The organism is Nocardia miyunensis NBRC 108239 (genome assembly GCF_001613065.1).
GTDB classification, from domain to species: domain Bacteria; phylum Actinomycetota; class Actinomycetes; order Mycobacteriales; family Mycobacteriaceae; genus Nocardia; species Nocardia miyunensis.
This window is the reverse complement of sequence record NZ_BDBQ01000197.1, coordinates 1-1,149: the sequence shown is the minus strand read 5'-3', so window position 1 is coordinate 1,149 and position 1,149 is coordinate 1. Positions and strand designations below refer to the sequence as shown.

Annotated in this window: 1 protein-coding gene; it reads right to left on the bottom strand. The window is 64.3% G+C overall.

Annotated elements, in window-relative coordinates; genetic code table 11:
• Nucleotides 1-1,149 (bottom strand): 4-hydroxybenzoate 3-monooxygenase (locus tag NM2_RS46960; RefSeq protein ID WP_067684315.1); only part of this gene is annotated, 1,149 nt, incomplete at both ends.

Here is a 1,149-nt window from a genome sequence, read left to right as displayed (position 1 = left end):
TCCTTCGATGGGGATTCCGGTGTAGTTGTCGGCGAGTTCGGTTGCTGCTGAGGGGGATTGGATGACGCGTTGGAGTTGTGCGAGTTGTAGGCGGGTGTCGAAGTCGTCGCCGTGGCGGTGGAGCATGGTGGTCATCCACCAGGAGAAGTGGGTGCATCGCCAGACGCGGTGTAGTGCGGTGTCGGAGTAGGTGTCCGCGAGGTGGGGGTTGTTGTGGGTGAGCCAGGTGGTGATGGCGCGGGCGAGCAGGGCGACGTCGGCGATGGCGAGGTTGAGTCCTTTTGCGCCGGTGGGTGGGACGGTGTGGGCGGCGTCTCCGGCGAGGAACAGTCGGCCGTGGCGCATGGGTGTGGTGACGACGCTGCGCATGGGCAGGACGCTGCGTTCGGTGATGGTGCCGGTGTTCAGTGTCCAGTTGTCGAGGGCGAAGCGGGTGGTCAGGGTGTCCCAGATTCGGTCGTCGCTCCATTCGGTGAGGTTTTCGTCGGGTGCGACTTGGAGGTAGAAGCGGCTGAGGGTGTGTGAGCGCATGCTGTGCAGTGCGAAACCGTCCGGGTGCCAGGCGTAGATGAGTTCGTCGGTGGAGGGGGTGACGTCGGCGAGGATGCCGAGCCATGCGAAGGGGTAGGTGCGTTGCCAGGTGTGGCGGTGTTGTTGGGGGATGTAGTGCTTGCTGGGTCCGTGTGATCCGTCGCAGCCCGCGATGATGTCGGCTTCGATGCGTTGGGGGTGTCCGTTGGTGTCGGTGAAGGTCACGGTGGGGGTGTGGGTGTCGATGTCGTGCAGTCGCACGTTGGTGGTTTCGTAGAAGGACGTCTGTCCCGCGTGCTCGCGGGCGGCCATCAGGTCCGCGGTGACTTCGGTCTGTCCGTATACCCATACGGATTTTCCGGTGAGGTCGACGAAGTCGAGGTGGTGTCGTTCGCCGGGCCATTGCAGGTGGATGCCGCGATGTTCGATGCCGTCGTGGGCGATGCGGTCTCCGACTCCGGCTTCGCGTAGCAGTCGGACGCTGGCCGATTCGAGAATGCCGGCGCGGATGCGGGATTTGACGTAGTCGGTGCTGCGTTGTTCCACGAGGACGGAGTCGATTCCGGCCTTGTCGAGCAGTTGCGCCAGCAGCAAGCCCGCGGGTCCCGCGCCGATGAT